This window comes from Marinobacter sp. M3C (assembly GCF_023311895.1).
In the GTDB taxonomy this organism is placed as follows: domain Bacteria; phylum Pseudomonadota; class Gammaproteobacteria; order Pseudomonadales; family Oleiphilaceae; genus Marinobacter.
Map to the genome: position 1 here is coordinate 4430735 of NZ_CP092284.1, position 25187 is coordinate 4455921.

23 protein-coding genes and 1 pseudogene are annotated in these 25187 nt (G+C 55.4%); all 24 read left to right on the forward strand.

The annotated features are described in order from the left end of the window. The first annotated feature begins 36 nt into the window (after positions 1 to 36). The 24 genes and pseudogenes from MIH18_RS20805 (at position 37) to MIH18_RS20920 (ending at position 25144) form a co-directional block, all read left to right on the forward strand. Complete coding sequence (locus MIH18_RS20805) at positions 37 to 2121, forward strand: NADPH-dependent 2,4-dienoyl-CoA reductase (RefSeq protein ID WP_249013380.1); 2085 nt, start codon at positions 37 to 39, stop codon at positions 2119 to 2121. Between the two features lie 202 nt (positions 2122 to 2323). Beyond that, on the forward strand, positions 2324 to 3208 hold the full coding sequence (locus tag MIH18_RS20810; protein ID WP_249005391.1) for an NAD(+) kinase: 885 nt from the start codon (positions 2324 to 2326) through the stop codon (positions 3206 to 3208). A gap of 2 nt (positions 3209 to 3210) precedes the next feature. Then, positions 3211 to 4233, forward strand: coding sequence for a metallophosphoesterase (locus MIH18_RS20815; RefSeq protein WP_249013381.1), 1023 nt, complete (start codon positions 3211 to 3213; stop codon positions 4231 to 4233). Then, positions 4233 to 4913, forward strand: a complete 681-nt coding sequence (locus MIH18_RS20820) for a rhomboid family intramembrane serine protease (protein WP_249013382.1) — start codon at positions 4233 to 4235, stop codon at positions 4911 to 4913. Before MIH18_RS20815 ends, MIH18_RS20820 begins: the two co-directional genes overlap by 1 nt. Positions 4914 to 5091: 178 nt before the next feature. Then, positions 5092 to 5451: a DUF1315 family protein gene (locus MIH18_RS20825; RefSeq protein WP_249013383.1), complete on the forward strand. Its 360-nt coding sequence runs from the start codon at positions 5092 to 5094 to the stop codon at positions 5449 to 5451. After that, positions 5448 to 6317, forward strand: coding sequence for a DUF2797 domain-containing protein (locus MIH18_RS20830; protein WP_249013384.1), 870 nt, complete (start codon positions 5448 to 5450; stop codon positions 6315 to 6317). The genes MIH18_RS20825 and MIH18_RS20830 overlap by 4 nt, the downstream gene beginning before the upstream one ends. Continuing rightward, positions 6310 to 8970, forward strand: a complete 2661-nt coding sequence (gene pepN / locus MIH18_RS20835; protein WP_249013385.1) for an aminopeptidase N — start codon at positions 6310 to 6312, stop codon at positions 8968 to 8970. Before MIH18_RS20830 ends, pepN begins: the two co-directional genes overlap by 8 nt. Positions 8971 to 9162: 192 nt before the next feature. Then, the gene (locus MIH18_RS20840; protein ID WP_249013386.1) at positions 9163 to 10347 is read left to right on the forward strand and encodes a YCF48-related protein; all 1185 of its coding nucleotides are present in this window, start codon (positions 9163 to 9165) and stop codon (positions 10345 to 10347) included. After that, complete coding sequence (locus MIH18_RS20845; protein ID WP_249013387.1) at positions 10344 to 12743, forward strand: MMPL family transporter; 2400 nt, start codon at positions 10344 to 10346, stop codon at positions 12741 to 12743. The genes MIH18_RS20840 and MIH18_RS20845 overlap by 4 nt, the downstream gene beginning before the upstream one ends. Before the next feature lie 191 nt (positions 12744 to 12934). Next, positions 12935 to 13918 carry a TAXI family TRAP transporter solute-binding subunit gene (locus MIH18_RS20850; RefSeq protein ID WP_249013388.1) on the forward strand — a complete coding sequence of 328 codons (984 nt, stop codon included), beginning with the start codon at positions 12935 to 12937 and terminating at the stop codon, positions 13916 to 13918. Positions 13919 to 14102: 184 nt separating this feature from the next. Beyond that, positions 14103 to 16028, forward strand: a complete 1926-nt coding sequence (gene thrS, locus MIH18_RS20855) for a threonine--tRNA ligase (RefSeq protein WP_249013389.1) — start codon at positions 14103 to 14105, stop codon at positions 16026 to 16028. A gap of 2 nt (positions 16029 to 16030) precedes the next feature. Further along, positions 16031 to 16570 (forward strand): translation initiation factor IF-3, encoded by a 540-nt coding sequence (gene infC, locus MIH18_RS20860; protein WP_084708336.1) that lies wholly within the window; start codon positions 16031 to 16033, stop codon positions 16568 to 16570. Between the two features lie 97 nt (positions 16571 to 16667). Further along, positions 16668 to 16859, forward strand: coding sequence for a 50S ribosomal protein L35 (rpmI, locus tag MIH18_RS20865; RefSeq protein WP_018403764.1), 192 nt, complete (start codon positions 16668 to 16670; stop codon positions 16857 to 16859). Positions 16860 to 16903: 44 nt separating this feature from the next. Further along, the gene (gene rplT / locus MIH18_RS20870; protein WP_007351562.1) at positions 16904 to 17257 is read left to right on the forward strand and encodes a 50S ribosomal protein L20; all 354 of its coding nucleotides are present in this window, start codon (positions 16904 to 16906) and stop codon (positions 17255 to 17257) included. 151 nt (positions 17258 to 17408) lie between these two features. After that, the gene (gene pheS / locus MIH18_RS20875; protein ID WP_249013390.1) at positions 17409 to 18407 is read left to right on the forward strand and encodes a phenylalanine--tRNA ligase subunit alpha; all 999 of its coding nucleotides are present in this window, start codon (positions 17409 to 17411) and stop codon (positions 18405 to 18407) included. Between the two features lie 34 nt (positions 18408 to 18441). Further along, positions 18442 to 20826 (forward strand): phenylalanine--tRNA ligase subunit beta, encoded by a 2385-nt coding sequence (gene pheT, locus MIH18_RS20880; protein WP_249013391.1) that lies wholly within the window; start codon positions 18442 to 18444, stop codon positions 20824 to 20826. Between the two features lie 3 nt (positions 20827 to 20829). Then, positions 20830 to 21132, forward strand: coding sequence for an integration host factor subunit alpha (gene ihfA / locus MIH18_RS20885; RefSeq protein WP_249005379.1), 303 nt, complete (start codon positions 20830 to 20832; stop codon positions 21130 to 21132). A 140-nt stretch (positions 21133 to 21272) separates the two neighbouring features. Then, on the forward strand, positions 21273 to 21623 hold the full coding sequence (locus MIH18_RS20890) for a MerR family transcriptional regulator (RefSeq protein ID WP_249013392.1): 351 nt from the start codon (positions 21273 to 21275) through the stop codon (positions 21621 to 21623). A 118-nt stretch (positions 21624 to 21741) separates the two neighbouring features. After that, on the forward strand, positions 21742 to 21933 hold the full coding sequence (locus MIH18_RS20895) for a hypothetical protein (protein WP_249005377.1): 192 nt from the start codon (positions 21742 to 21744) through the stop codon (positions 21931 to 21933). Between the two features lie 62 nt (positions 21934 to 21995). Further along, positions 21996 to 22295: a nucleotidyltransferase domain-containing protein gene (locus MIH18_RS20900; protein WP_249005376.1), complete on the forward strand. Its 300-nt coding sequence runs from the start codon at positions 21996 to 21998 to the stop codon at positions 22293 to 22295. Then, entirely contained in the window at positions 22292 to 22777 is a 486-nt protein-coding gene (locus MIH18_RS20905) for a hypothetical protein (RefSeq protein WP_249013393.1), read from the forward strand. The genes MIH18_RS20900 and MIH18_RS20905 overlap by 4 nt, the downstream gene beginning before the upstream one ends. Positions 22778 to 22967: 190 nt before the next feature. After that, positions 22968 to 23126: pseudogene (locus MIH18_RS20910) on the forward strand (MerR family DNA-binding transcriptional regulator); the annotation flags it as partial. A 366-nt stretch (positions 23127 to 23492) separates the two neighbouring features. Then, positions 23493 to 23834, forward strand: a complete 342-nt coding sequence (locus tag MIH18_RS20915) for a helix-turn-helix transcriptional regulator (protein ID WP_249013394.1) — start codon at positions 23493 to 23495, stop codon at positions 23832 to 23834. After that, positions 23831 to 25144 carry a type II toxin-antitoxin system HipA family toxin gene (locus MIH18_RS20920; protein ID WP_249013395.1) on the forward strand — a complete coding sequence of 438 codons (1314 nt, stop codon included), beginning with the start codon at positions 23831 to 23833 and terminating at the stop codon, positions 25142 to 25144. The genes MIH18_RS20915 and MIH18_RS20920 overlap by 4 nt, the downstream gene beginning before the upstream one ends. Positions 25145 to 25187 lie beyond the last annotated feature (43 nt).

Here is a 25187-nt window from a genome sequence, read left to right on the forward strand (position 1 = left end):
CAAAAAACATAATCTCAATGATGACGAGGAAGAGACATGACCGCGACTAATGTCAACGCAGCCGCCACGCCGGGGCTGAGCAAATACCCCCATTTGCTGGAACCGCTGGACCTGGGCTTCACAAAGCTGCGCAACCGCGCGTTGATGGGCTCTATGCACACCGGCCTGGAAGAAGCCAAAAACGGGTTTGAGCGGCTGGCAGCGTTTTACTCTGAACGCGCCCGTGGCGGCGTGGCCCTGATTGTCACCGGCGGTATTGCGCCCAACGAAGAAGGCGGCGTATTCCAGCACGCTGCAAAAATGACTACCGATGACGAAGTCAAACAACACCAGATCATCACCGATGCCGTGCACCAGGCTGATGGCAAAATCTGCATGCAAATCCTGCACGCCGGCCGCTACGCCTACTCACCGGCGTTGGTGGGGCCGTCAGCCATTCAGGCGCCGATCAATCCGTTCACTCCCAAAGAGCTGGACGAAGCCGGTATTGAAAAACAGATCGAAGACTACGCCGTGTGCGCGCAGTTGGCCCAAAAAGCCGGCTATGACGGCGTTGAAATCATGGGTTCTGAAGGCTATTTCATCAATCAGTTTATTGTGGCCCACACCAACCAGCGCACGGATCAGTGGGGCGGTAGCTACGAAAACCGCATTCGCCTGCCGATTGAAATTGTGCGCCGCGTGCGCGAACGGGTAGGGCCCAACTTCATTCTGATTTATCGCCTGTCGATGCTGGATCTGATTGAAGACGGCAGCACCTGGGAAGAAGTGGTGCAACTGGCCAAAGAAATCGAAAAAGCCGGCGCCACCCTGATCAACACCGGCATTGGCTGGCACGAAGCCCGCATACCCACCATTGCGACGTCTGTGCCCCGTGGCGCCTTTTCCAAGGTTACTGCGCGGCTGAAGAGCGAAGTCAGCATTCCGCTGATTACCACCAACCGCATCAACATGCCGGAAGTGGCTGAAAAAATTCTAGCCGAGGGCGACGCCGACATGGTGTCTATGGCGCGGCCTTTCCTGGCCGATGCCGAACTGGTGCAAAAAGCCGCCGAAGATCGCTCCCAGGAAATTAACACCTGCATCGGCTGCAACCAGGCCTGTCTGGATCATACTTTCAGCAACAAGCTGACCAGTTGCCTGGTCAACCCAAGGGCCTGTCACGAAACCGAACTGAATTACGTGAAAACCGCCAACCCGAAAAACATCGCGGTGGTGGGAGCGGGCCCTGCGGGTATGGCGGCCGCGTCGGTGGCTGCCGAGCGTGGCCATAAGGTCACCCTGTATGACTCGGGTGAGGAAATTGGCGGTCAGTTCAACGTTGCCAAACTGATTCCCGGCAAAGAAGAGTTCTACGAAACCTTGCGCTATTACGGCGTTATGTTGAAAAAATATAACGTAGACATGCGCCTGAGCACCCGCGTTAGCGCCAAGGAGCTGATTGCCGGCGGTTATGACGAAGTCATTCTGGCCACCGGCGTTCAGCCGCGCATGCCAGACATCGACGGCATTGAACACCCCAGCGTTATCAGCTATCTGGACGCGCTGAAGAAGCGCAAGCCCGTAGGCAAGCGGGTGGCGGTAATCGGCGCCGGCGGAATCGGTTTTGACGTGTCCGAGTTCATTACCCATCAGGGCGCTTCCGCCGCGCTGGATACTGACGACTTCATGAAAGAGTGGGGTGTAGATTTCAGTGGTCAGCATCGTGGCGGTGTGAAAGGCGTAGAACCCCAACTGCCAGAGCCGGCGCGCCAGGTGTATCTGCTACAGCGTAAAACCTCGAAAATTGGTAAGAACTTGGGTAAGACAACGGGCTGGATTCACCGTACATCACTCAAGCATCGTGAAGTACAGATGATCCCGGGCGTCACCTATCGCAAGATTGACGACGAAGGCCTGCACATCACCGTTACCGCCAAGCGGGCGGAGCAGGGCGAAGACAAGCTGTTGCCGGTGGACACCATCATCATCTGCACAGGTCAGGACCCAATGCGCGAGCTTCAGGCAGAACTGGAAGCTGCCAATGTTTCAACGCATCTGATTGGCGGTGCCGATGTGGCAGCGGAGCTAGACGCCAAACGCGCCATCAACCAGGGCTGCTACCTGGCCGCCGAGCTGTAAAGGCTCAGCCTCAGCATCAGGAGTTTTTAACGGGCGCTTGGCGCTCGATCTTTATTGGCGGGCACTTTCAAATTGGCATTCTCTGGCTGGCAGCCTCAAATTGGTAGTCTCAAACTATCATTATCGATCCGCCAGCATGCAAGCTGGTACTACCGGGCTGCCAGCTTTAGAATGGCAGCCCGGCAGAACAACAGGAAATTCCATGGAGCAATTTCGCAACATTGGTGTAATTGGCCGCATGGGCAGCGTGAAGGTGGTTGAAACCCTGCGCCAGCTCAAACAATATCTGGTTGCCAATAATTACCAGGTTATTCTGGAAGAAGACACGGCCAGCATACTTCCCGGCCACGGCCAGCAGGTCGCCAGTAAAAGGTTGCTGGGTGAAATTTGCGATCTGGTGATTGTTGTCGGGGGCGACGGCAGCTTGCTGGGTGCTGCCCGTGAACTGGCGAAGTCCAAAATACCCCTGTTGGGCGTTAATCGCGGCCGCCTGGGTTTTCTGACCGATATCTCCCCCAGCGATCTGGAAGAGCGACTGAGCAAAGTGCTTAAGGGCGAATACATTGTTGAGCACCGCTTTCTTCTAGACGGCCACGTAGAGCGCAACGGCAAACCTCTGGGCTTTGGCACGGCGCTGAACGATGTGGTGCTACACCCGGGAAAATCCACCCGCATGATCGGCTTCGACCTGTTTATCGACGGCCACTTTGTTTATGCCCAGCGTTCCGACGGCCTGATTGTCGCCACGCCGACCGGCTCCACAGCTTATTCGTTGTCCGCCGGTGGCCCCATTATGCATCCCAAACTGGATGCCGTTGTGCTGGTGCCTATGTTCCCGCACACCCTCAGTAGCCGCCCCATCGTGGTGGACGGTCGCAGCGAAATAAAACTGGTGATTGGTGAAACAAACGAAGCCTATCCGCAGGTCAGTTTTGACGGCCAGATGAACATTGCCTGCGCGCCGGGCGATATCATTCGTATTAGTAAGAAGCCGTTTAAAATCCGTTTGATTCACCCAACCGATCACAATTTTTACGCCACCTGCCGGGATAAACTTGGCTGGGCCAGCAATACAACAGCGAGTTGAACATGGCCACACTGTCCAGCAATCCCTGCCGCGGCTACGACATTATTGGCGATATTCACGGCTGTTCGCTTACCCTGGAAAGCCTTTTGCAGCGGATGGGCTACACCAAGGTGAAGGGCGTGTACGAGCACAAGCGCCGTCAGGCAATCTTTATCGGCGACATTATCGACCGTGGTCCGCGCATCCGCGAAGCGCTGCACCTGGTGCGTGACATGGTCGAGCGGGGCTCCGCCCGCATTGTGATGGGCAACCACGAGTACAACGCCCTGGGCTACTGCACCCGTGCTCGCCCGGGCAGCGGCAATACCTACCTGCGTGAGCACATACCCCGCCACGACCGCCTGATCAAAGAAACCCTGCAGCAGTTCGATGCCCACCCCGGCGAGTGGAAAGACTTCTTGGCGTGGTTTTACACCATCCCACTGTTTATAGACGACGAACACTTCCGCGCCGTGCACGCGTGCTGGGACGATGGCCTGATTAGCCGCTTCCGCCAGGAACACCCTGACGGCTGTATTACCGAAGATTTTCTACACGCCTCGTCGGTGCTCGATTCTTTCCCCGGCGAAGTGATGGACACCCTGCTGCGCGGCACCGATTTGCGCTTGCCGGAAGATGTCGCGATTACCGGCAGTGACGGATTTGTACGCAAGTTTTTTCGCACCAAGTTCTGGGCAGACGATCCACACACCTACGCCGACGTGGTATTCCAGCCCGACCCCTTGCCTGCAGACGTGGCAGCGCATGTGTTAACGCCGGCTGAACATCGCCAGCTATTGAGCTATCCGCTGGATGCGCCCCCGGTGTTTGTGGGCCATTACTGGATGGACGGCAAACCGTCCCAGCTAAAATCTAATGTGGCCTGTGTTGACTACAGCGCAGTAAAATACGGCAAGCTGGCGGCCTATCGTATGGACGGCGAAAGAGTCTTGTCGCCGGATAAATTCGTATGGGTAGATGTGCAATGGCCTAGCGACATAGACCAACGCAATTACCCCACCAACGAAGACAGTTTGGCACGCTAATGGACGATCAACAGATAAAACCCGGCCGCCGTTCACCCATCGTCAACGGCCGTTGGCAGCCGTCGCCCGGTCATGCACCGGTGGTGATCAGTCTCATCGTGATCGCGGTGGTTACGGTGTGGCTAACCTCCATGAGCAGCAACGAACTGGCTGCCGGCTTGATGGTAGTCGACCCTCGCCAGTATGAATGGGTCAGCCTGGCTGAACGCCTGAACGCGTTACTGGATACCCTGTCGAAAGGCCAGATATGGCGCCTGATTACGCCAGATTTTCTGCACTTTAGCTGGCCTCACATCATCTTCAATTCGGTGATGTTGTGGTTCCTGGGCAGTCAAGTCGAGTTTATAGACGGCCGTACCCGGCTGCTGGTGTTGGCGTTGGTGGCCAGCCTGCTGTCGAATGGCCTGCAATACCTGGTCACCGGCCCGCTGTTTGGCGGTTTGTCGGGGGTGGTCTACGCCATTATGGGCTATTGCTGGTTAAGCCAGCGGCGGTTGCCCAGATTCCAGTTCCCGCCGGCGCTGATCACCTTCGCCCTGGCGTGGATGGTCCTGGGCTTTACCCCGCTGCCCAACATGTTGGGCATGGGTAACATGGCCAACGAAGCCCACCTGGGTGGTTTTGTGGCGGGGTTGCTAGTGGCTTTAGTGTTGCCACCGCCGGGCAGGCGAAAAGCATAAAAAAACCCCACCAAAAGGTGAGGCATTAAGAGAGCGACATAGCTCTGATGAGAGAGACACCAAATGAACGACCGTGTTGCTTAATGCCATTTGGTGAAGTAATAATAATCATTATCGTTCGCACCTGTCAACGGTTATTGATAGTCTTTTTTAAAGCGTGTTTTAGGAGGTCTGTGTCATGACTTACGAAGAATTGATTGAACGGTTAGATCCGAACGTCTACGGCAGCCTGCGTCAGTCTATTGAACTGGGTAAATGGCCCGATGGCCGCAAAGTCAGCCCGGAGCAGCGCTCCATCAGCCTGGAAGCGGTGATTCACTATGAAAACACCCATAATATGGCGGAAGAAGAGCGCACCGGTTACATAGACCGCGGTGCTAAAGCGGGCACCGACTGCGACCCTACCGTGCGCATGCAGAAAAAAGCCGCCAAAAAAGCCGCTAAAAATGACGCCGTAAATGGTTCTTTAGATGGCTCTTTAGATGAGAGCAGCGACGACAGCGACGGCTCCGAGCAGTACACCGAGGTAAAGGTTTGAATCAAGCACCCGTAAATCCGGTGGACGTTAGCGGCCGCCTGCGCAAAATGCCCGCCAGTGTCGGCGATCCAGTGCAGTACAAACTGCGCCTGGGCGATGATCATGTCGCATTGAACGAACTGATTGGCCAGCCCGTCAGTATCGAGTTTGACGGCATTATCCGCTGCATTAACTGCGACCGCGTCACCAAAAAAAGCTTCAGCCAAGGTTTCTGCTTTCCCTGCATGCGCAAGTTGGCAGCCTGCGACAGCTGCATCATGAGCCCGGAAAAGTGTCACTTTCACCTGGGCACCTGCCGTGAACCCGAATGGGGGCAGGCCAACTGCATGGTCGAGCACGTGGTCTACCTAGCCAACTCGTCGGGTTTAAAAGTCGGTATCACCCGCGGCACCCAAGTGCCTACCCGCTGGATTGACCAGGGCGCAGTAGACGCCATCCCCATGTTGCGCGTTGCCACCCGCCAGTTGTCCGGTTTCGTGGAAGTGGCCTGCAAAGCACACGTGGCAGATCGCACCAATTGGCGTACCATGTTAAAAGGCGAAACCACCGAGCTGAACCTGGCCGAAGAACGCGACAAACTGCTGGCCCTGGTGGCCGAAGAACTGGACGCCCTGCGCGCAGAACATGGCGCAGACAGCATCCGCGCGGTGCAGGAACCGTCTCTGGGTTTAAGCTATCCGGTAGACGTTTGGCCACAAAAAGTAACATCACACAATCTGGACAAAACACCCCGCGTGTCTGGCGTACTGCAAGGCGTAAAAGGCCAGTACCTGATTCTGGACACGGGCGTGATCAACATTCGCAAATACACCGGTTATCAAGTCCGCTTCTGCGCACCGGCGAACACGGGAGACAGCAATGCCTAGCAATCAGCCGCAAACCATTTACCTGAGCGATTACAAGGTGCCCGCCTATCTGGTGGACACCGCCGACCTGCGGTTTGAACTGTTCGAAGACGGCGCACGGGTGCACAGCACCTTGGCTTTTCGCCGTAACCCCGATTTCCAGGAAAACCAGGAAACCGGCGCGCCCCTGCAGCTTCACGGCGACAGCCTGAAGTTGGAAAGCCTGATATTGAACGGCGAGGCTGTGGCCCAGAGCAACTACAGCGTCAGCGACGAGCTGCTGACCGTTAACCAGGTGCCGGAGCACTTCACCCTGCAAGTGGTCACCTGGATAGAGCCCCAGAACAACACCCGCCTGGAAGGCCTGTACAAATCGTCTTCCATGTTCTGCACCCAGTGCGAAGCCGAAGGTTTCCGCTGCATCACCTATTTCCCGGACCGTCCAGACGTGATGGCCCGCTTCAGCACCCGCATAGAAGCAGACAAAACCGCCTATCCGGTGCTTTTGTCGAACGGCAACCCCGTCGAACAGGGTGACCTGAGCGATGGCCGCCACTTCGTGACCTGGGAAGATCCGTTCCCGAAACCGGCCTATTTGTTTGCCTTGGTCGCCGGTGACCTGTTGGAAAAGCAAGACAGCTTCACCACCATGAGCGGCCGCACCGTAGACCTGCGCATGTACGTAGAGCCCCGCAACTCTGAAAAATGCGAGTACGCGCTGGACTCCCTGAAACGCGCCATGGCCTGGGACGAACAAACCTACGGCCGCGAGTACGACCTCGACATATTCATGATCGTTGCCGTTGATGATTTCAACATGGGCGCCATGGAAAACAAGGGCTTGAACATATTCAACTCCTCGTGCGTGCTGGCGAGCCAGGAAACAGCGACGGATATGGCGTTCGAGCGCATTGAATCCATTGTCGCTCACGAATACTTCCACAACTGGTCCGGCAACCGGGTTACCTGCCGTGACTGGTTCCAGCTCAGCCTGAAAGAAGGCTTTACTGTGTTCCGCGACACCCAGTTTTCCGGGGACATGGGTTCGGCCACGGTCAAGCGTATTGAAGATGCCACTGTGCTGCGTACCGCCCAGTTTGCCGAAGACGCAGGCCCCATGGCCCACTCGGTGCGCCCGGCGTCTTACATGGAAATCACCAACTTCTACACCCTGACCATTTATGTAAAGGGCGCCGAAGTGGTGCGTATGATTCACACCCTGCTGGGGCCGGATCTGTTCCGCAAAGGCAGTGACCTGTACTTTGAACGCCACGACGGCCAGGCCGTGACCACGGACGACTTCGTCAAAGCCATGGAAGACGCTTCAGGCCGCGATCTTGGCCAGTTCCGCCTGTGGTACCAGCAAGCCGGCACGCCTCAGTTGGCGATCAGTGACGAATACGATGAAAGCGCCGGCGTTTATCGCCTGCACATCGAACAAACCCTGCCAGACACCCCGGGCCAAACCAACAAGCAGCCTCAGCACATACCCTTCGCGCTGGGTCTGTTAGGCAGCCGCGGTGAAGATCTGGCGCTGGCGTTAAGCGCAGATGAGCTGGCCAACGGCGATGCACCGCAAGAGCGCGTGCTGGAACTCACCGAGGCCAGCCACAGCTTTGAATTTCACGGCATCAGCGAGCGCCCGGTGCCATCCTTGCTGCGGCACTTTTCAGCACCGGTGCGGGTGATCTATCCCTGGACCCGCGAACAGCTGCTGTTCCTGATGAACCACGACTCAGACGGCTTCAACCGCTGGGACGCAGGACAACGCCTGGTCATAAACGTTATCCAGCAGATGATTGGCGCGCCAAAAGACGTCACCGTAGATGCTCGTCTGGTAGGCGCTTTCCGCCACCTGATCAGCGATTCCGATCTGGATCAGGCGCTGGTGGCCAAAATGCTGGTGCTGCCCACGGTGGCTTACCTGGCCGAACTGACCGATGGCGCCGACGTGCCTGCTATTCACCGGGCTCGCCGCCGGGTGTTGAAGCATCTGGCGATTGCCCTGCGCGACGAACTGGTGGCCTGCTACCGCCGCAACATCGACAGTGGCCCTTACCAACTTGGCCCCGAAGCCGTCGCCCGTCGCAGCCTGCGCAACACCGCGCTGGCCTTGCTGCTGCTGATTAATGACGAAGAAGGCCGCTCCCTGGGGTTAGGTCAGTATCGCGACGCCGACAACATGACCGACCGCATGGGCGCCCTGAAGGCGTTTGTGAACTCCGGTTACGACGACGATCGTGCGACCACCTTGAACGATTTTTACCAGACCTTTCAGAACGACCCCCAAGTGGTGGAGCAGTGGTTCTCGGTTCAGGCGGCCAGCCGTCGCACCGGGCAGCTGTCGCACATTCACGCGTTGCTGGAACACCCGGCGTTTGATTGGAAAAACCCCAACAAAATCCGCGCAGTGATCGGCGCCTTCGCCGGTCAGAACCTGGTGAATTTCCACAACCCGGACGGTTCCGGCTACCAGTTCCTGGCCGACCAGGTCTGCAAACTAGACGACAGCAACCCGCAAATTGCCGCGCGGCTGGTAAGCCCGCTGACCCGCTGGCGCAAATTCGCGCCCGAGTACAGTCAGCAAATGCAGGCCGCTCTGGTGCAGATTCGTGACAAAGAAAACCTGTCCCGGGATTTGTACGAAGTAGTACACAAAAGCCTGGCGGATTAACCCAAGGAACCCACTGTTCCCGAGTTCGCCACCCAGGGGACGGATTTCAAATCCGTCCCCGCCGTTCCATCCCCGCACTACCATAAATATCGCACTTTCGGGCGATAGCAACCTGCCAGTAATGCACTACACTCAACCCATTGCAGCGCTTTGCGTGCATCAAATACAACAACACCAGCAATAGGAAATCGAATGGCCATACGCAACAGGCGCCTTACCTGCGCCTGCCCGGGATTTGCTGCCGCCATTAGTTTGGCTGCGCTCTGCGTTTTAACACCTTCAACGGCATTCGCCGTCGCCGACTTACTGGAAACACCCGCTCGCAGCACCGAACTGGCTACAACCAGTTTGCTGAACGATGTCACGCGCGCAGGCGACAGCGAGCGCCTGGTAGCCGTTGGCGAACGCGGCCACATCATCTACTCCGATGACGGCGGCGCAAAATGGACCCAAGCCAGCGTGCCGGTGTCGGTCACCCTTACCGGGGTTGATTTTGGCTCGGCCAGCCACGGCTGGGCCGTGGGGCACAGCGGCGCGGTGCTGCACAGCAGCGATAGCGGCGCTAACTGGACGCTGCAGATGACCGGCATTCAGGCCGCCAATCTGGCCATTGCCGGTGTACAGCAGGAAATCGAAGCTTTGGAACAGCGCCTTGAAACCGCAGCCGAAGAAGACGTCGGCGATCTGGAATGGGCTATGGATGACCTGACGTTTGGCCTCGAAAACATGCAGGCAGATCTGTCTGTAGGGCCAGTGAACCCGTTTCTGGACGTGTGGTTTGAAGATGCAGACCGCGGCTTTGTGATTGGCGCCTACGGTATGATTTTTCACACCGTTGATGGTGGCAGTCAATGGCAGGACTGGGCGCGAAAACTGGACAACGGCGACAACTACCACCTCAATGCCATTACCAAAATCGGTGGTGGCGCGCTGGTGATTGTCGGCGAAGCCGGGCAAATTCACGTGTCTGAAGACAACGGCATCACCTGGGACCGCCGCGACAGCGGTTACGAAGGCTCGCTGTTTGGCGTGACCGGTACCGATAACAGCGGCGAGGCGCTGGCCTTTGGCCTGCGCGGTACGGTGATGCACACAACCGATAACGGCCAAAGCTGGGATCGCGTGCAAACCGGCTCCAGCACCACCTTGAATGATGGCGCCAGCGCCGGCGAACGCCTGGTGTTGGTGGGTAACAACGGCACCTTGGTCACTCGCGATGGCGCCAATGACGCGTTCAAGGAAACCCTGCGAGCCGACCGCCTGGGCTTGATGGGTGTTGTGATAAATGGCCCGCAAAAACTGTTGCTGGTGGGTGAGGGCGGCGTCGTTCTGATGGAAGGCGACGCGGGTCTGGTCGAACAAGGGGCGGTTGAATGACAAATTCAAAGCATGCCAGAGGTGAGCACTTCCTCACCACACCCAAAGCCGCGCCCTTTCTGGAACGGCTCATTTTCAATAATCGCGTCATCATATTGGTTCTGTTTGCGGTGTTGACTGTATTTTTGGGCTATAACGCCGTTAAAATCCAGCCCGATGCCAGCTTCGAGCGGATGATTCCGCTGGAACACCCGTACATCGTGAACATGCTGGAACACCGAGACGATCTGGAAAACCTGGGCAACTTCGTGCGTATTGCCGTGGCCACAAAAGACGGCAGCGATATCTTCACCGAAGAGTACATGGAAACTCTGCGCCAGATCACCGACGAAGTGTTCTATCTCAGCGGTGTTGACCGCAGCGGCCTGAAATCCCTATGGACCCCCAACGTGCGCTGGGTAGAAGTGACCGAGCAGGGCTTCCAGGGCGGCACCATCATCCCCGACAACTACGACGGCAGTTCTGCTGAAAGCCTTGAAAAGCTGCGCCAGAACGTATTGCGCTCAAGCGAAGTGGGGCGCCTGATATCCGATAACTTCCGCTCTACCATCGTGTACGCACCGCTGTACGAAAACGATCCGCAAACCGGCGAGCCCCTGGATTACGCCGATTTTTCCCGCCAGCTGGAAGAGAAGATTCGGGAAAAGTACCAGGCCCAGAATCCGAACGTCAGTATTCACATCGTCGGCTTCGCCAAAAAAGTCGGCGACCTGATTGAAGGCATTGGCGCCATTGCCTGGTTTGCCGGCATCACCATTGCTCTGACCACGCTGTTGCTGTTCTGGTACTCCCGCTGCATCGCAGGCACCTTGGTGCCAGTGCTGACGTCCATTGTGGCGGTGTTCTGGCAGCTAGGCGCGCTAAAAATACTGGGTTACGGGTTAGATCCGTATTCGGTGCTGGTGCCGTTTCTGGTGTTCGCCATTGGCATCAGCCACGGGGTGCAGCTGGTGAACGCCATGGCGATGGAAGCCGCCCGCGGTTTTGACCCGCTCAACGCGGCCCGCCTAGCGTTCCGTGCCTTGTACATTCCCGGCATGCTGGCGCTGATTTCCGACGCCTTTGGCTTCTTAACACTGCTGTTTATCGACATCGACGTCATTAAAGACCTGGCCGTAGCCGCAGGCTTGGGCGTGGCTATCGTGATCATCACCAACCTGGTTTTGCACCCGCTGCTTATGTCGTACATCGGCATTACCGCCGGTGGTATTCGCCACGTGCAAAAACAGGGTGAAGAAACCGACCAAAAATGGCGCCGCCTGTCAGCGTTTGCCAGCCCAAAAGCCGCGCCTATATCCGTGCTGATCGCACTTCTGGGCCTGGGTGTGGGTGTCTACCTCAAGCAAGACCTGAAAGTAGGGGATTTAGACCAAGGCGCCCCGGAACTGCGCGCCGATTCCCGCTACAACACAGACAACGCTTTCATTATCGATAACTATTCCACCAGTGCCGACGTGCTGGTGGTTATGGTGAAAACCCCGGTCGAACAGTGCACCCAGTACAGCGTGTTGCGGGCCATGGACACCTTGCAGTGGGAGTTACAAAATACGCCAGGCGTACAATCCACCGTCTCGCTGGCGGACGTGTCGAAAATCGTCACCAAAGCGCTGAACGAAGGTAACTGGAACTGGTACGCCATTTCCCGCAACCAAACCATCATCAACGCTTCGATTCGTGATGCGCCATCCGGGTTGATCAACACCGATTGCAGCCTTACGCCCACGTTGGTGTTCCTGGAAGATCATAAAGCCGAAACCCTGCAAACCGTGGTGAGCGCGGTGGAAGTTTTTGCTGCCAACAACAGCAACGAAGACCATACCTTCTTGCTGGCGGCGGGTAACGCCGGGGTAGAAGCGGCCACCAACGACGTCATCGCGAAAGCCAAAGACTGGATGCTGGTGTTCGTCTACGGTGTTGTCAGCCTGCTGTGCTTTGCCACCTTCCGTTCCTGGCGGGCAGTGTTGTGCATCGTGGTTCCGCTGGGGCTTACCTCTGTGCTGGCGGAAGCCATTATGGCCATGAGCGGCATCGGCATCAAGGTGGCCACCTTGCCGGTGATAGCGCTAGGTGTCGGTATAGGTGTGGACTACGGTATCTACATTTACAGCAAGCTGGAGAAATTTCTGCTGGAAGGTAAATCCTTGCAGGAAGCTTACTTTGAAACCCTGCGCTCCACCGGTAAGGCGGTGATATTCACCGGCATTACCCTGGGCCTTGGGGTGGTTACCTGGATTTTCTCGCCCATCAAATTTCAGGCCGATATGGGTTTGCTGCTGTTCTTCATGTTCATCTGGAACATGATTGGCTCTATCTGGCTGTTGCCGGCGCTGGCGCACTTCCTGCTGAAGCCGGAACAGATGCGCGAGAAAGCCCGCCTGGCGAGCGTCAAAAGCTAACCGTGTAAACCGCCCTGGTAGTCATGACAGGGCGGTTTTTTCTTTTTGATCGAGCGCCGGGTGTCCCGTCTGGCTAAAGTGGTCAGATTCATTTATCCGGCTGCTGGGTCTATGTTTTAATAGACATCTAAAAGCTGGATTTTCCCGTTCGCGGGGCTCTCTGGGGATCGTGCATTAAAAAGGACAATTAGATGACGGTGAAACTGAAAGCCTCTGTGTTGGCAGTTACCGCGGCACTGAGCCTCGGCGCAGCCTCTGCCATGGTGTCTGCTCAGGAACAGCAGTTCATTACCATCGGCACCGGCGGCGTTACCGGTGTGTACTACCCGGCCGGTGGTGCTATCTGCCGCCTGGTCAACATGGATCGTAAAGATCACGGCATTCGCTGCTCAGTTGAAATCACCGGTGGTTCTGTCTACAACCTGAACGCCATCGCCCGAGGTGAGCTGGACCTGGCCGTCGTCCAATCAGACTGGCAGTTCCACGCTTACAACGGCAGCAGCCAGTTTGAGGGCGACGGCCCCAACAAAAAACTGCGCGCGGTTTTCTCGATGCACCCGGAGCCGTTCACCGTTGTTGCCAGCAAAAGCTCGGGAATCACCACCTTTGAAGATCTGGAAGGCAAGCGAGTTGCGGTTGGCGACCCGGAGTCTGGCCAGCGTGCTACCGCCGAAACGCTGATGAAAGAAATGGGCTGGAAAATGGACAAATTCGCTCTGGCCGCCGAACTAAAAGCGGCCGAGCAGTCCCAAGCCCTGTGCAATGGCGACATCGACGCCTTCTTTTACACCGTGGGCCACCCGTCAGGCGCGATAAAAGAAGCCACCACTTCCTGCGACAGCGTTCTGGTCACCGTTGATAACAACGCCACCAAAAAACTGATAAAAAACAACCCCTACTACCGAAAAGCCATCATTCCCGGTGGCATGTACCGCGGTAGCGATGCAGACGTAACCACCTTCGGCGTCGGCGCCACCTTTGTATCGTCCACCGACGTGCCAGACGATGTGATTTACCAGGTAGTGCGCGCCGTGTTCGAAAATTTCGACAGCTTCAAGCGCCTGCATCCGGCCTTTCACAACCTGAACAAAGAAGAAATGGTATCAGGCGCCCTAAGCGCCCCCCTGCACCCGGGTGCTGTCAAATACTACAAAGAAGTCGGCCTGATGAAATAGCAAAAGGGGACGGATTTCAAATCCGTCCCCGCTCTACAACCTAGGCAGAACCCGCCATTAACCCGCCGGGTTCTTTTCTGTTAGAATTCGCGCCAATCTTGGCACCGCGGTTTGTATCGTGGCGGCCATCCAAACAAGTGATCTCTGGTATAGATCACCGCTGAATACCCCTTAGGAGCACACCATGCCCGTAGTAACCCTCCCTGACGGCAGTCACCGCAGTTTTGCCGAAGCCGTCACTGTGCACGACGTAGCCGCCGACATCGGCGCAGGCCTGGCCAAAGCCGCTCTGGCCGGTAAAGTCGACGGCACAATGGTCGACACCAGCTACCTGATCGAAAACGACGCACAGCTGGCTATTATCACCGAGCGAGACGACGAAGGCCTGGACATCATCCGCCACTCCACCGCCCACCTGTTGGCTATGGCGGTTAAAGAGTTGTTCCCGGAAGCTCAGGTCACCATCGGCCCGGTGATTGACGACGGTTTTTACTACGATTTCAAATACGATCGCCCCTTCACCAACGAAGACCTGGCCCGTATTGAAAAACGCATGGCAGAACTGGCCAAGCAAGATTTGCCGGTTTCCCGCTCGGTGATGTCCCGCAGCGAAGCCGTAGCGCTGTTCAGTAGCATGGGTGAAGAGTACAAAGTTCGCATAATTGAAGACATTCCCGGCGCAGAAGACCTGTCATTTTACCGCCAGGGTGATTTCATCGACCTTTGCCGCGGCCCCCACGTGCCCAGTACCGGCAAAATGAAAGCGTTCAAGCTGACAAAAGTATCCGGTGCCTTCTGGCGTGGAGACACCAACAACGAACAGCTGCAGCGCGTTTACGGCACCGCCTGGGCCAACAAGAAAGACCTGAAAGCTTACGTGCATCGCATCGAAGAAGCCGAAAAGCGCGACCACCGCAAAGTCGGCAAAAAGCTGAACTTGTTCCATATGCAAGAAGAAGCCCCGGGCATGGTGTTCTGGCATCCAGACGGCTGGACCATTTATCAAAAAATGGAACAGTACATGCGCGATATCCTGCGTCGCCACGGTTACCAGGAAATCAAAACACCCCAGATTGTGTCCCGCTCGCTGTGGGAAAAGTCCGGCCACTGGGACAAGTTTAAAGAAGGCATGTTTACCACCGAGTCGGAAAAACACGACTTCGCCATCAAGCCCATGAACTGCCCGTGTCACATCCAGGTGTTCAACCAAGGCCTGAAAAGCCACAAAGATTTGCCCCTGCGCTTGGCGGAGTTCGGCTCCTGCCACCGCAACGAAGCGTCTGGTGCCTTGCACGGACTGATGCGCGTGCGCGGCTTTACCCAAGACGACGCCCACATCTTTTGTGAAGAAAGCGACGTCCAGAACGAAGTGTCGAAGTTCATCGACCTGCTGCACGAAGTCTACAAAGACTTCGGCTTCACCGAAATTCTGTACAAATTGTCGACCCGCCCGGAAAAGCGCGTGGGTTCCGACGAAGTTTGGGACAAATCTGAAGCCGCACTGGAGCAAGCCCTGAACCGCGAAGGCGTGAAATGGGAGCTGTTACCGGGTGAAGGCGCGTTTTATGGCCCTAAAATCGAGTTTTCTCTGAAAGACTGCATCGGCCGGGTATGGCAATGTGGCACCATTCAGGTAGACTTCAGCATGCCGGGCCGATTAGGCGCACAATATGTGTCGGATAACTCCGAACGCAAAACACCGGTTATGCTGCACCGTGCGGTACTTGGGTCGTTTGAGCGTTTCATCGGTATTCTTATTGAAGAATACGAAGGCGCATTCCCCAGCTGGCTAGCTCCAACACAGGTCGCCATCCTCAATATCACCGATAATCAACGGGAATATTGCGAGAATCTTGCGAAAAAGTGGGATTCTTTGGGCTTTAGGGTGAATGCTGACTTGAGAAACGAGAAGATCGGCTTTAAAATCCGCGAGCACACAATTAACAAGGTTCCCTTTCTTGTGGTTGTCGGCGATAAAGAAGTCGAAAACAACGCCGTTGCGGTGAGAACCCGCAAAGGTGAAGATTTGGGAACACTATCGCTCGAAGCGTTCGAACAACTTCTGCAAGAAGATGTTGAACGCAAGAGCAGAACTAAGTTGGAGAATTAATTATTAAACAGAGAACGAATCGGGGTGCGCGTACACCAAAGGCGCCAATCAATGAGAACATTGATGCAACTGAAGTCCGTCTGATTGACGCCGAAGGCGAGCAAGTGGGTGTGGTTTCAATCGCAGAAGCCCTCAGGATGGCAGAGGAGGCGACCCTGGATCTGGTGCAAGTGACAGATTCCGATCCGATCGTCTGTAAAATAATGGATTATGGCAAGAAGATCTTCGACGAGAAAAAAGCGAAGGCCGTTGCCAAGAAGAAACAAAGACAGACGCAAGTCAAAGAGCTTAAGTTCCGTCCAGGAACTGAAGAAGGGGATTATCAGGTAAAACTACGCAACCTGATACGTTTCCTTGAAGCCGGGGACCGCGGCAAAATCACTGTTCGCTTCCGTGGCCGTGAGATGGCACACCAAGAAATTGGTATGAAACTCATGGAGCGCATTGAAGTAGACATGGAAGAAATGGCAACTGTCGAGATGCGTCCGAAGATGGAAGGCCGCCAGATGACCATGATTATCGCCCCCCGCAAAAAGAAGTAAGCCTGTTGTTGTTGCTCATCCCCTGCCAAAGGCGGGGGATTTGTGTTTCAGGTTTACATACGATGTATCAAAAAAACAGAATGCGGAGTTTTAAAAAATGTCGAAAATGAAAACGAAAAGTGGAGCGGCCAAGCGGTTTAAGAAAACTGCCACCGGCTTCAAGCACAAGTCGTCCTTCACCAGTCACATCCTGACCAAGAAAAGCCCGAAGCGTAAGCGTCAGCTGCGTGGAACCAAGCTTATCTCCAAGTCTGATGTGGCTTCCGTAAAGCGCATGCTCGGAGTTTAGAGCACAGCGCACCCCAAACGGTTTTAAGGTAGAAGGATTATAGTATGGCTCGTGTTAAACGTGGTGTGGTTGCACGCCGTCGTCACAAGAAGATTCTAAAGCAGGCTAAAGGTTACTACGGTGCCCGTAGTCGTGTGTACCGCGTTGCCAAGCAAGCGGTTATCAAAGCAGGTCAGTATGCGTACCGTGACCGTCGTAACCGCAAGCGCGCGTTCCGCGCACTGTGGATTGCGCGTATTAACGCCGGTGCCCGTGCCAATGGCTTGTCGTACAGCCGCTTGATCGCTGGTCTTAAAAAGGCCAACGTGGAAATCGACCGTAAAGTTCTGGCCGACCTGGCCATGAACGAGCAGCAAACGTTTGCTGCGGTTGTTGAGAAAGCCAAAGCATCCCTGTGATCGCTTAAGCTCTATCATCGATCACGAATCGATCCGCTGCCAGGCATAACCGTCAGGCGGCGTTTAATAGGGGAAGGGCACGCTCTTCCCCTATTTTTGTTTCCGGATTTCGTGTGTTTATAGATTTCATTTCTGATTTGGAGCAGGGTCAATGGAAAACCTGAAGCAGCTGGTTCAGGACGGGTTAGCGGCGGTTGCAGGCGCCGACAACCTGCAGGCGCTTGATCACATTCGTGTGGAATACCTCGGCAAAAAAGGCGTAATTACCCAACAGGCCAAAACACTGGGCAAACTCTCTAGCGATGAACGTCCCGCTGCAGGCCAGAAAATCAACGACGCCAAAGGCCAGGTAGAGCAGGCCATCAACGCCCGCCGCAGTGACCTTGAACGCATCGCTATTGAAACCAAACTGGCCAGCGAATCCATTGACGTAACCCTACCAGGCCGCGGTCAGGAGCTGGGTGGCCTACATCCAGTTACCCGCACCTTACAGCGTATTGAAGACTTTTTTGCCAGCGCCGGCTACAGCGTGGAACAGGGCCCGGAAATCGAAGACGACTACCACAACTTCGAAGCCCTCAACATTCCCGGCCACCACCCGGCCCGTGCCATGCACGACACCTTCTATTTCGATCCCGGCACACTGCTGCGCACCCACACCTCACCGGTTCAGATTCGCACCATGGAAGCCGGCAAACCGCCGTTTCGCATGATTTGCCCCGGCCGCGTGTACCGCTGCGATTCCGACATGACCCACACCCCCATGTTTCACCAGGTGGAAGGGCTGTTGATCGAAAAGAACGTCAGCTTCGCCGACCTGAAAAGCACCGTGGAAGAGTTTTTGCGGGTGTTCTTCGAGCGCGACTTGAAAGTACGCTTCCGCCCGTCTTACTTTCCGTTTACCGAACCCTCGGCGGAAGTAGACATCGAGTGGGGCCGTGAAGCCGATGGCAGCATCAAGTGGCTGGAAGTCATGGGCTGCGGCATGGTGCACCCGAAAGTGTTCGAGCACTGCGGCATAGACGCCGAAGAATACCGTGGTTTTGCCTTTGGCATGGGCGTAGAACGCCTGGCCATGCTGCGCTACGGCGTCAACGACCTGCGCATGTTCTTCGAGAACGATCTGCGCTTTCTGCGCCAGTTCCGTTAAGTTCTTTGAACCGCAACAGATTAAGGTAATGACCATGAAATTCAGTGAACAGTGGCTGCGCGAATGGGTTAACCCGGCTCTGGACTCCCAGCAGTTGATGGACCAAATTACCATGGCTGGCCTGGAAGTCGACGGCTTTGAGCCCGTAGCGGGCAAATTTACCGGCATAATCGTTGGCGAAGTGCTCAGCGTAGAAGCCCACCCCGATGCGGACAAGCTGCGAGTGTGCCAGGTCAGCAACGGCAGCACCCAGGTGCAAGTGGTCTGCGGCGCCCCCAACGTGCGCGCCGGCATCAAAGTCCCCTTCGCCGAACTGGGCGCCGTATTGCCCGGCGATTTCAAAATCAAACAAGCCAAACTCCGCGGTCAGCCCTCTGTCGGCATGCTGTGTTCGGGCGCTGAGCTGGGCCTGTCTGAAGACCACGATGGCATCCTGGAGTTGCCGGTCGACGCCCCCGTGGGCCAGTCGTTTGCCGACTACCTGCAACTAAACGACATTGCTATCGATGTGGATTTAACCCCGAACCGCGCCGACTGCCTGTCCATCAAAGGCCTGGCCCGGGAAGTAGGCGTGCTTAACAGCCTGCCGCTGAACGCGCCTGGTATTCACAAGGTAGCCGCTACGCACGGCGAAGTACCCGATGTGCGCGTAGAAGCCCCGGCTGGCTGCCCGCGCTACCTGGGCCGCATACTGCGCAACGTCGACCTTTCTGCGAAAAGCCCGCTATGGATGCAGGAAAAACTGCGTCGCTCTGGCGTTCGCTCTATAGACGCCGCGGTAGACGTCACCAACTACATTCTGCTGGAGCAAGGCCAGCCCATGCACGCCTTTGACCGCGCCGAAATCGACGGCGGCATAGTGGTGCGCATGGCCAAGCCCGAAGAAAAGCTCGTATTGCTGGACGGCCAGGAAGTTACCCTCACCGAGCAGACTCTGGTCATAGCAGACCACAGCAAACCCATCGCCATTGCCGGCGTAATGGGCGGCGAACACTCCGGTGTTAGTCCAAAAACTCGTGATCTGGTGCTGGAATCCGCCTATTTCGACCCCATCACCTTAGCCGGAAAAGCCCGTCATTACGGCTTGCACACAGATGCCAGTCACCGTTTTGAGCGCGGCGTAGACTACAACCTGGCCCGCGACGCCATGGAGCGCGCCACCGAACTGCTGATCAGTATCGTTGGCGGCGAACCCGGCGAAATTGTCGACGTCACCAGCGCCGAGCATCTGCCAAAGCCGATCTCCATCGTGCTCCGTGAAAAGCGCTTGGCCGACGTGTTAGGCCTGGCCATCGAAAACGCCAAAGTGGAGGACATCCTCACCCGCTTGGGCCTGGCGGTAGAAGAGCGGTTAAATAGCGGCTGGAAAGTCAGCGCGCCCAGCTTCCGCCCAGACATCACCATCGAAGAAGACCTGATTGAAGAAGTAGGGCGCATCTACGGCTACAACAACCTGCCGGTCACCGAACCCATCGGTTCTCTGGGCCTGCGTCCCAAGGCCGAAGACACCCGCCCGCTGAGCGCCATCCGCAACTATTTCGTGGCTAACGGTTACCAAGAAGCCATTACCTATAGCTTCGTGGACCCGAAAGTGCAGGAACAGTTAGATCCGCAGAACGAAGGCATCGCTCTGGCCAATCCGATCTCTGCAGACCTGTCAGTCATGCGCACCACCCTCTGGAGCGGCCTGCTGAAAACCGTGGCCCACAACCAGAACCGGCAACAGCCGCGCATTCGGCTGTTTGAAAGCGGACTGCGGTTTGTGAAAGATGGCGAACGCATTCTGCAGCAGCCTATGCTGGCAGGTGTGGTAACAGGCAGCCAAAACCCCGAAAACTGGGTAAACGGTCGCAGGCACGCCGACTTCTTTGATGTAAAAGGAGAGTTGGAAAGCCTGTTCCGCTTGCTGGGCGTTACCATAGAGTTCCGCACCGGAAAGCACCCCGCGTTGCACCCTGGCCAGACCGCCGAATTGCTGCGCGACGCGCAGCCGGTAGGGTGGTTGGGCACCTTGCACCCGCAGGTGCAGAAAAATATGGAACTTAATGGCACAGTTATAATGTTTGAGCTATTCTTAAACCCAATCGTTACCGGTTATGTGCCTAATTTCAAAGATGTTTCAAAATTTCCAGAAGTTCGTCGAGATTTGGCTATTATTATCGGAAGCGACGTGAAATTTGCGGACGTCGAGCGTGTGGCAACACACCACGCCGGCGAGCACCTAAACGCACTGCGTGCGTTCGATGTATACCAAGGCGAAAGCCTCGGTAAAGGTGAGAGCGAAGGTAATCGTAGCTTGGCACTCAGCTTGTTCTGGCAGCACCCGCAGCGCACACTGACCGAAGACGAAGTGCACGGGCTGTTCAACGGCGTAATAGAAGCCCTGAAAACTGAACTGGGGGCAACACTAAGGAGTTAACGGATGGCGGCTTTGACAAAAGCGGAAATGGCCGAGCGCCTGTACGACGAACTTGGCCTGAACAAACGTGAAGCCAAGGAAATGGTAGAGGCCTTTTTCGACGAAGTTCGCGGCGCACTCAGTCACAACGAACAGGTAAAGTTGTCAGGATTCGGCAATTTCGACCTGCGTGACAAAAAAGAGCGCCCGGGCCGCAACCCAAAAACCGGTGAAGAAATCCCCATCTGTGCCCGCCGCGTGGTCACCTTCCGCCCCGGCCAGAAACTCAAAGCAAAAGTAGAAGCCTACGTCGAAACTAAGCAATAAACAGACGGGGACAGATTTAAAATCTGTCCCCGCTCAAGACATGGGATGGGGACAGACTTCAAGTCTGTCCCCGCTTTAGAGATTAGGGCCAGACTCCAAGCCTGTCCCTGGTACAGCCAGACCGAAACCGAGCAACAAATATGTTGGAACCCAGCAATAACAACGAACTGCCGGTCATCCCGGGCAAACGCTATTTTACCATCGGTGAAGTAGCAGAACTGTGCGCCGTAAAAGCCCACGTACTGCGCTACTGGGAACAGGAATTCCCCCATCTCTCCCCGGTAAAGCGCCGCGGCAACCGCCGCTACTATCAGCGCGCCGACGTCATCACCATCCGCCAGATACGCAGCTTATTGTACGACCAGGGCTACACCATCGGCGGCGCCAAACAGCAGCTGTCCGGCGTAGAAGCGAAAGACGACATCTCCCAGTATAAGCAGTTGATACGGCAAATGATTCGTGAGCTGGAAGACGTACTGGCTGTTATGTAGTTGATAAAATCAGCTACTTCACAATAGATCACAAACTTCCGCAGTATCCCCCGTCAATCAGATCCTCTGCCAAGTGCTTCTACTTGTAAGCTCGCCCCAAGAGAAACAAGAAAGCTAAATGAGCACTCTAGAAACCACTCTTGCAAAGCTCCGAAATAAAGAAGCGGTCATTGGTATAGCTGGCCTCCGTGGCAAAACTCTCGTTCTTTTATCTTTCCGCAGCAAAAAATCATCCTCATTGGTGATAGCAGAAAGCGCAGAGCGAGCACCAGAATCCATGGTCAACCAAGCCAAGAAAGCCTATGCTTGAACGAATAAGCTGGGCCGTCACTAACCAGAGGGCTCTCGTACACCAAAGCAGGCAACCATGCTATGAGATTGAATGCCATAGAAATCCGGGTAATCAAAGCATCGGTGAAATCCGTTTTTGGGTCTGAAGCTGAGGTTTCACTGTTCGGCTCACGTGCTGATGACACCGCCAGAGGTGGCGATATCGACTTACTGGTTAAGGTTGAAAGCTTGGTAGAACACCCGGCTTGGGATGTCGCAAGGCTACAGGCAAAAATCATCAAACAGCTGGGTGAAAGGAAAATAGACGTACTTCTGGATGCACCTAACATGCCGGATGCTGCAATCCACCAGATTGCCCGGGCGCAAGGAATTGCGTTGTGAAAGCATCACCGGAAATTCAGGAAAGGCTCAAATTTCTGAGCCGTGTTGTGAACAAGGAAATCAAACACCTCGAATATGCGGCAAGCCAGGTTTTCGGCGGGTCTTTAACCTATGAAGCTGTTGAGGCCCTCGACTCAACTCCAGACTTGGCCATGAAGGTAGAGGCGTTTACGAGCCGCTTCTGCCGCCTGCAAGATACTCTGGGGGATAAGCTGTTACCGGTCTTGTTAAAGGCCTTGGGAGAGCCGGACAGGGCCCTTCTTATCAATCTTGAGAAAGCTGAGAAGTACGGCTGGCTAGAGTCCTCAGAGCAGTGGATAGCGCTAAGGCAGATACGAAACCAGATGATTCATGAGTACATTGAAAACGCACAGACACTATTCGATGCTCTAACCACCGCACATGACAATAGGGATACTCTGGAGCAGTTCGCCGCCAGACTGGATAAGCAGGTTCTGGAATTAGTGGCGGCAAATCACTAAATACCAAGTGCTTAAAGACCTTTTAGCCACGGACGCTCACAGACACCCACGGACGAAGGAAAAGAACAGATATGCTCAGGGAAGAAGAGCTTAGTTATCGGATTCGCAGTGTCGTCTTCGAAGTGAACAGAGTGCTTGGGGCGGAATTTCTGGAAAAGGACTAGGGGACAGACTTCAAGTCCGTCCCCGCTTGAAGCCTGTCCCTGGTACAGCCAGATCGAAACCCAGCAACAACAACGACAACGACCTACCTGCCATCCCCGGCAAACGCTATTTCACAATCGGCGAAGTAGCCGAACTGTGCGCCGTAAAAGCCCACGTCCTACGCTACTGGGAACAAGAATTCCCCATCTCTCCCGTCAATCAGATCCTCTGCCACCAGGCGCAGCTGCTTGTAAGCTCGCCCCATTCACGGGAAGAACAAGACAGGTACCCGGACGAAATCGCATTTCAGGTAACCAGAGAAACAAGAAATCTAACTGCTGACCCGCTGCCGCATGGCTCTGCAATTCAGAAATCACCTGCCATTTACCCTCATGTCCCGAATTAATGTTGTATTTTTGGGTCACTATTCTGCTAAATAGTCTTTTATGCCCTATAATTGGTACGTTATTCAAAGATATTGTTTATACGTCGGCTTCGGAGTGCAATCAATGTATCATTACTGATACTTTCAGCCCATAAAACCTATTTAGTGAGTTAATTTTGTAACATTATGAGCCAAATTAAGCGCAGCATGTCAGACTTGGCCATCCTCGATGAGCTGGGTCGGCGCCTCAAGCAAGCCCGACTGGAGCAAAACATCACCCAGCAGCAGATCGCAGAGGGTATGGGGGTCAGCCGAGCAACGTACATCCGGCTTGAGGATGGTAACGGGAAACTTGAAGTCCTGGTTGCTGCCCTGCGTGTTCTCGGAAAGCTCCCGGCGTTGGATGCCTTCTTGCCAGATGAGCCTTATTCACCGATTGCGGCATTAAAGAGTGCTGGCCATATTCGCCAGCGTGCACGCCCCGGTAATAAGCCCGTTGAACAGGACAAAGGAGGCCTGGACTGGTGAGCACCGTTACGGAAGTTATCCTATGGGGGAAGAGTGTCGGTGCCCTGCTGTATGACACAGAAACCGGTCTGTCGACATTCGAATACGATAAGGGTTGGTTGAAGCAGGACGTTTCAATTTCCCCGCTCCACCTACCTCCTCGGGCTGGGAGGTTCAATTTCCCCTCATTGCCACAGGAAACGTTCTTTGGACTGCCGGGCGTGTTTGCCGACACTTTGCCAGATGACTTTGGCAATGCCGTTATCAACGCCTGGCTGGCTCGCCAGGGAATCCCAAAAAGCTCATTCAGCCCGGTTGACCGCCTCCTATACACCGGCAACCGTGGCATGGGTGCGCTGGAGTACAAGCCAGACGGCCGAAACACTCAGACTCAGGTATCAGGAGATATCAAGGTCGATACACTGGTCGAGTTGGCTCAGTCCGTGTTGGACCAAAGAGCTGGCCTGGATGTGGCCATATCAGAGGGTGATGAGAACAATGATGCGATGAGTGCCATTTTCCAGGTGGGCACATCGGCGGGTGGGGCTCGTCCCAAGGCCGTTATTGCCGTGAACCGTGATCGTTCTCGGGTAGTTTCCGGCCAGACTCCCATACCCGAAGGATTCACTCACTACCTCATTAAATTCGATGGGGTCAAAGAGCGATCATCCACCAGCGAGGTCTTTGGTGACCCGCAGGGGTATGGCCGGATGGAATATGCCTACTACCTGATGGCCAAAGACGCAGGCATCAATATGGCACCGTCTGAACTGTTGATAGAAGGGGCGCGAGCCCATTTTATGACACAGCGTTTCGACCGGGACGGTGACCGCAAGCGCCACTACCAGTCCCTATGCGCGATGGACCATGCGGACTTCCGGAAACCTGGCCAGTACAGCTATGAAGAACTGATGACCATTGCCCGAACACTCGGGTTGCCACGGGTAGACGCAATCGAGATTTTCAGGCGTATGGTCTTCAACGTCATTGCCCGGAACCAGGACGACCATACCAAGAACTTTGGCTTTCTGTTGGATCATTCAACGGCCGGTTGGCGTTTGGCACCGGCGTTTGATATCGCCTACAGCTACAAACCCGGTTCATACTGGGTGGACACCCATCAGATGACCATCAACGGTAAACGGGATAAGTTCACTCGCGGGGATATTCTCGCAGTCGCAACCCAAATTCCCCGTTTCGAGTCAAATGCCCGGGCCATTATTGACCAGGTAACTGAGGTGGTGAACCAATGGCAGGATTATGCTCGCCGAGCGGATGTCCATTCGGAGCTGTCACAGGAGATTTACTCCAACCTCCGGTTGTCCTTGTAAGCAGGTTCAGGAAGAAGTGCCGGTTTCAGAGTGGGGTCAGACC